The organism is Vibrio sp. 10N.239.312.D08, assembly GCF_041466145.1.
GTDB lineage: Bacteria > Pseudomonadota > Gammaproteobacteria > Enterobacterales > Vibrionaceae > Vibrio > Vibrio crassostreae_C.
In genome coordinates this window covers 43,630-50,088 of record NZ_JBFSSD010000039.1, presented here as the reverse complement: position 1 = coordinate 50,088, position 6,459 = coordinate 43,630, and the positions used below count along the sequence as shown (strand labels likewise).

5 protein-coding genes are annotated in these 6,459 nt (G+C 43.5%); 1 reads left to right on the top strand and 4 read right to left on the bottom strand.

The window, feature by feature from the left end:
• Nucleotides 1-145: 145 nt before the first annotated feature.
• A complete protein-coding gene (locus AB6D58_RS18360; protein WP_017071757.1) occupies nt 146-979 on the bottom strand; it encodes an alpha/beta fold hydrolase in 834 nt (277 codons plus the stop codon).
• A 460-nt stretch (nt 980-1,439) separates the two neighbouring features.
• On the opposite strand from AB6D58_RS18360, the gene AB6D58_RS18355 reads away from it, so the two are divergent.
• Entirely contained in the window at nt 1,440-2,822 is a 1,383-nt protein-coding gene (locus tag AB6D58_RS18355; protein WP_108122564.1) for an MATE family efflux transporter, read from the top strand.
• Between the two features lie 97 nt (nt 2,823-2,919).
• On the opposite strand, the gene AB6D58_RS18350 is transcribed toward AB6D58_RS18355, so the two are convergent.
• The 3 genes from AB6D58_RS18350 to AB6D58_RS18340 all read right to left on the bottom strand — a co-directional run bounded on the left by AB6D58_RS18350 (nt 2,920) and on the right by AB6D58_RS18340 (nt 6,339).
• Nucleotides 2,920-3,480: a type II secretion system protein gene (locus tag AB6D58_RS18350; RefSeq protein ID WP_108099267.1), complete on the bottom strand. Its 561-nt coding sequence runs from the start codon at nt 3,478-3,480 to the stop codon at nt 2,920-2,922.
• Between the two features lie 413 nt (nt 3,481-3,893).
• Nucleotides 3,894-4,949 (bottom strand): DUF1254 domain-containing protein, encoded by a 1,056-nt coding sequence (locus AB6D58_RS18345; RefSeq protein ID WP_372157976.1) that lies wholly within the window; start codon nt 4,947-4,949, stop codon nt 3,894-3,896.
• Nucleotides 4,950-5,388: 439 nt separating this feature from the next.
• Nucleotides 5,389-6,339: a LysR family transcriptional regulator gene (locus AB6D58_RS18340; RefSeq protein WP_372157973.1), complete on the bottom strand. Its 951-nt coding sequence runs from the start codon at nt 6,337-6,339 to the stop codon at nt 5,389-5,391.
• Between the last annotated feature and the right edge of the window lie 120 nt (nt 6,340-6,459).

Here is a 6,459-nt window from a genome sequence, read left to right as displayed (position 1 = left end):
GCTTGTACGGTGGTGTGAGAGGACGGAGGCCGTGAGGCCTCCTCCTACTCGATTTGGAGAATCAATCATTTCAAGCTGAGAGGTAAAGATCGCGCCAGCTAACCAACAATCCACATATAGACTTTCTATTATCGTTGTTGAATATCTAAGTTTTGGTTCTATTTGTAACGCCAGTAATAAACTTATCTACTTCCGCATAGAACTTGGCCGGATCGTTTTGCACCCAGTGGTTTGCGCCCTCAAATGAAACGTTGTCTAACGTACTAATAAACTCTTTCGCACGCTCACAACCCTCTAGGCTGTCAGCACCCCAAAAATATACTTTAGGTATGGATAAGTTTTCGAAAATTTGTCCCCAGCCAACCACGCCACGGATATCTTGAGTCGCATGTTGTCCGTAGATTTCACTGGCGGTTTGACCAAGAACCTCTGGCTCACATCTTCTAACTGACGAAAGATACTTAACACCTGCTCCGTGTCCCCAAGCCATGGGAAAACGTTTTGAGAAACCTTCTCCTTTCACCCAGTTCGCAAACTCGTCAGTGCTTAGTTCAGAATATGTATCTGCAATAATCTGGGATAGGATGATGCTTTCTTCGTGCAGTCCGCCTTCAGCATTAATGAAACCACGCACGATGCCTCTCGTGTCGTATTCACAAATCAACGTCGATGTATCGCCTCCCCAAGAGTGCCCAAGTAGAAAGCAACCATGGATGCTCAATAAGTCGAGTGCTTTCAATATTCGATTTGCTTGAGTTTCTGTTGAGTGGGATATATTCGAAGCAGGAGAATAGCCATAACCACACAGGTCGAACATGACTAAGTTGTAATTCGGTAGCCAGTCAAACACATCGGCAAAACATAAATGCGACTCACCCAACCCATGAATCAACACCAGTGTTTCCTGAGACTCTTTGATATCAGTCGACAAGCAATAAAGCTGATCACCATCGATCTCTAACCACTTTTCTATCAACACATTATCCTCACACTTCTAATCGCAGACTTTGGATTTATCTTAACGAATCCAACACGATAAGAAAGGTTAATTTGGTTAAGTTTTATAAACTTATTGACCTTACTGTAAGGGGAAGGTTTAAGGTCAACTCACGAGCTCAATATAACTAGGAAACGATTATGGGATGTTGCAATAAAGCGCCAAAAGGTGGAGCCCCTCTTGGCTTACTTTTAAAAGTCACGCTTGGAATTGGGTTATTTGTGTTTCTGCTGGCATTGTGGCAATAGGAGAGTTATCCAGCACTAGATTTGAAGCTAAGACGTGGCGGTATATATCAGAGCAACTTGAACTCTATAAATCCAATGCTTGACCCTATACGGTAAGGTGTTTATATTGTCGCCCGCCCAACGGGGCACATCCTAAAATGCACACCGGCCATCCTGCCATCATTCGTGTATTTATATTGGTGTTGTGAACTTCCATGCTAACGAAACTTCGTCCTTTTACTCGTGAATCGGGTGCGCTTATGCATCTTTCGATTCCAATCATTTTGACTCAAATAGCTACCCAAGCGATGGGATTTGTCGATACGACAATGGCTGGCCAAGTAAGCCCTGCCGATCTTGCCGCTATTGCACTCGGCACTAGCCTTTGGATCCCAGTGTTACTGCTACTGCGTGGCGTGATTATGGCGTTAACGCCGGTTGTCGCTTACCACCGCGGCGCACGTGACTTTCAAAGTATCTCTGTTGAATTTTTTCAGATGGTTTGGTTGGCATTAATTGCGAGCGTATTACTCATAGCCTATTTGGTGAGTGCGAAACCGATCTTAGAGTGGATTGGTGTAGCCGCTGAGATCATCCCTATCGGCAGTGACTATGCGTTTGCCCTCGCCTTTGGTGTGCCGGGTATTGCCCTGTTCTACACTTTGAACGGCTTCTGTGAAGGGATGAACAATACCAAAGTACCAATGATCATTTCTGTGGTTGGTTTGTTGGTGAACATTCCGGTCAACTACGTGCTTATTTACGGTAAGTTTGGCTTCCCTGAAATGGGTGCTGTGGGTTGTGGCTGGGCAACAAGCTTGGTGTATTGGTTGATGTCGGGAATGCTGTATTCCTACATTAAAGGCCATCACCACTACAAAACTATTATTAGTTTTACAGATGCGAAGCCAAAAGCAAAAGAGATGCTTCACCTTCTAAGATTAGGTTTACCTATCGGGATGAACATCGCGGTGTGTGGCAGTATCTTTGCGGTAATCGCACTGATGATTGGTCGTATTGGTGCAGAGAACGTGGCAGCGGCACAAATTGCTCTGAATATTTCGAGCCTGACTTACGTGATTCCTATGAGTATCTCATTTGGCATTACGATTCGTGTTGGACATGCACTAGGCGAGAAAGACGAACTAGGCGCAATTGAACGCAGCAAAGTCGGTATCTTGGTTGCGGCGTTGATATCGTTGCTTTCGGTTGCGATGTTCTTGCTGTTCCCTGAGTGGATCATTAGGCTTTACACCACCGACCCTGCAATTAGCGCAACAGCAGCAGTATTGTTGACCTTTACGGCGATGTACCAATTCAGCGATGCATTGCAAACGTCTGCTAACGGCGCACTGCGTGGCTATAAAGACACTAAGATCCCGATGATCTTAGCTATCGCTTCATACTGGGGCTTAGCACTACCATTAGGTATGGTGTTGGGCTTAACAGACCACATTGTTCCAGCAATGGGTGAAGAAGGCTTTTGGATTGGTATCCTAACGGGCTTGAGCGTTTCAGCGACGCTGATGTTAATTCGCTTACGACACGTGATTAAGAAACGTGACTTGCCACCAGCAAGTGCTCCATTGGCAAACTAAGATAGGCCAATAAGCTAGTAGAAAAAAGCGCGTTATTGCTACTCGGCAATAACGCGCTTTTTTATTGAATTTCTATAAACCAGATGATGTGCTTGGTTTAACAATCATCATTTACAACGCGGACGGTACATTCACAGCCGCCCTCAGGACATTCGCTCCCATTCGTTCGACCAAAAGAATCATAGATAACATAACAACCCGAAGGTAAGGCATCATCAGTTATGTTATTGCTGTTAAGGTCAGCTTCACTAAATGAATGAGTGTATCCAACGACAGTGTGTCGATTTCCAACAGCTGATGTTAAATCGTCATCTTCAGATAGCGTCAGAAAATCAATCATATCAAGTTTGTCACCTTTGTCGCCTTCACTTTCAGGGCAAAGCGTCCCCCAATCTACTTCAACGCGACCGATACCGAAATCGATAACATAGTCACCTTGGTCATCTGGATTTTCCGCACTAGGATCAAGCCCAACAATAATAGCTTTAGAAGTCACCTGCGTGATAACGCCTTCCATCGCACCAGCAACACCTTCAAGTACCGCTTCTCTTGCTGACTCTTGAATATTGAGGAACCTCGGGGCTGCTGTAACGGCCAATACTCCAAGTATCACGATCACAATGATTAATTCCATTAAAGTAAATCCGTTTTTCTTCATGACATCCGCATCTTTTGATAACTTAAATATTCAATAACCCAATGAATTACCTATAACTATACACCTCAAATAGGACTCATAACACTCCACGGCTATCGCTTTTTATAACGCTGGTTGTGGTATTTGTTCCCTTTAGAGGCTGAAAAGATAACTGGAAGCGTTATCACATAAGGTGTCAGCGGGTTTAAATTCGATCAAATGCGTGGTGCAACTGAAAGTATCGATGGAAGAAGGTTTAATTGATTTATTTGAACTGAGGCTCGCTGCGTATAATCAAAGTTAGACCATTTTTGAGTCGCCCTTTGTGTTTCTACACTTAAGAAAGCAAGAAATGAAATAGAATCCATAAAAAAGCGCGTTATTGCCATTTGGTAATAACGCGCATCTATAATCATTGTACGACTATCGCAACATTAGTTCACTGCTTTCACGTAAGGAAGCACTCGGAATCCATCACGTACTTTTTGGCTTGGAATGTAATGACGGAAAGCTAAGTTAAACACACCAGAATCGTTTTCTGTTTTGATGTTGTTTACTGCATCATCACCACAACCAAAGCTTACGGTGTAAGTGCCGTCTGCATTTTTCTCAGCCGTGTTTGAGCTTACGTTCGCCACTTCACCAAACATGAAACCTTGCTTGTTGTAGACCGTTACCGACCAAAACGCTTGGTTCTTAGGATCATCAAAGGTTGCCTGATGACAAGTGTCTGCTGGGAAGTTACCAGAGACTTCGTAAATATTGTCATCTAACTGCGCGCCACCCCAACCGATAGCCGCACCCACTGCGTACTTCTCTTTGGTAAACATCTCTTTTGAAGCATCTTCAGGGCTGGTAAACATACCAAACGTCGCCTGAGCACCATCGCGTTTCAGTAGTTTCGGCATTTCCATTTTAAGGTTTTTCTCTACCTCATCGAATGATTTCTCATCCACTTGCATTGCCATAAATTTGCCGTCTGCTTTTGCATCAATGCTCATTTTATCTTGGATTTCATGAACTTCATTTTTCGAGAATGTCGCGTCGGTACGAACAATGACGTAAACGTGATCACCGCTATGAGTAGAAAGATCAAACGTACCTGAACCGTATTGCATTGGCTGAATGCGGTGATCTTCAGTAATCACTTCCATCGACATGTACTTGCCTTCAGGGATCTCAGGTAACGTGACGGTCGCCCCCTTTGATACATTAATTACTGCCATTGAGTAGTAGGTGTCTCGGTTCATTCGAACCACAGGCTGTTTATCGGTTGGCGTGAGTTCGCGTTTGTGTAGGAATTTATTAACGCCAACAAGCTCTTGGTTTTTCAAATATTGGCGTGACGTTTCGTACACCGCGTAATTGTCGACGGTAGTCACTTCACCATCGGCATTGAAGAACTCTGTCAGAGTTGAAACTTCTTCAGCTGCGTAAGAAGAAAGAGAAACTGCGCTTAAACCTAAAACTACTAATGCTAATTTTTTCATTGTTGACCTCTAATAAATCGATAACGCTAAATCAATACATAGTCCATTTGTTTTTGTTCGAACAGTTAGTTCGTTAACCGCTCAACTTGTGAACAATGTTATCAAGGCAGCATAAATTCACAAATGACATCGCCGTATAAGAGATATGCATGAAAGTTATGTCACCACTATCGATTTATTCTTAAGATGAACGATTACCTTCAACAGGCTCACTGCTTAACAATAGACAGCTAGGGTAATTAATCCAGTTTAGGGCTGTCGTTGAAATTGGCTGAGCGCAAACCAACTGATGATTAGAAATAATAAAGCAGGAAAGGAAGACGTCATGTTATGAATCACAGGCGCTGAAGTATCTAAACCAGATCCATATGAAAACTGGAGGTCGGTTATTGCTCTAGCTGGTTATTGCTTAGGCCAGCTCTAAAGTCCGTAGCCTTAATCAACTGTCACAAACAACGTCTTCAATCACGGACACGACTAAGTTCTTAAACCATCGGTGTGCTGGGCTGGTAACGGTTCTCTTATGCTCAATCAAAAACAGTTCGAACATTAATTCGGGAACATTATCTAGAGAGAATATCGGCACTATCTTGTCGCCTATTCCCTCTAGCTCCGTCAATTTGTGGGTCGCAACCAAAATTGTATCCGAACTCTGCATCACTTCCACCAGCGTAAGAAGCTGTCCGCTTTTAAAGGCAATATCTCTCTGCATTCCATTCTTAACTAAGTAAGTGTCTACAGGGTGTTGCAGCCCGTAATTCGAGCGAATATCGAGCGTGAGGTCAACAAAACGAGATTCGAGGCACTGCTCAAGCGTTACATTTTCAGCTTTGGCTAAAGGGTGATGTTCAGAAACATAAAATACCGGATAGATCTGCCCAAGACTCACGTATGGAAATTCGATTGGATTGCTAGGGGCTTCGATGTGAATAGTAAAATCTACATCTCGTGACAGCAGTTGACTGGTGGGCGTTTTCGCAATGGGATATTCGATAAGACTGGCGTTTGGAGCATCGTGCATGAAGCGTTCAGCAAGGGGAACAGAAAGCATCCGACTCATTAATGGCGGTACAGAGACAACAAAGGTTTGAACACATTCAGCAGGATCAAACGCAGATTTCGTTACTAGGCTTCGCATAGCCAATAGCAACTCTTCTAAAGGTGCTTGTAGCTCTAGCGCTTTTTGCGTGGGCACTAAGCCATTAGACTCTCGATAGAACAGTGGGTCATCAAACAACTCTCGCAAGCGACTTAAGGTACGACTCATCGCAGGCTGAGACAGATACAAGGTATTGGCAGCTCGCGTTACGTTCCTCTCTTTGATTAAAACACTTAACGACACCAATAAGTTTAGATCCAGCCGAGAAAGCTGTTGTTCGATAGTCATCATAAGACATGCATCTGAGTAATATCACTCGTTAAATAATTGCACCATTGTGACTAACAAACAAGTCTCTGTTTAAACGATGGCATTTATATTGTCTCGTCCTAAAATACGTTGACAGTATTT

Excerpts from the sequence above, each read along its gene's own strand:
- AB6D58_RS18355 (WP_108122564.1), top strand. The coding sequence starts at position 1,440 with ATGCTAACGAAACTTCGTCCTTTTACTCGTGAATCGGGTGCGCTTATG.
- AB6D58_RS18350 (WP_108099267.1), bottom strand. The coding sequence starts at position 3,480 with ATGAAGAAAAACGGATTTACTTTAATGGAATTAATCATTGTGATCGTG.
- AB6D58_RS18345 (WP_372157976.1), bottom strand. The coding sequence starts at position 4,949 with ATGAAAAAATTAGCATTAGTAGTTTTAGGTTTAAGCGCAGTTTCTCTT.
- AB6D58_RS18340 (WP_372157973.1), bottom strand. The coding sequence starts at position 6,339 with ATGATGACTATCGAACAACAGCTTTCTCGGCTGGATCTAAACTTATTG.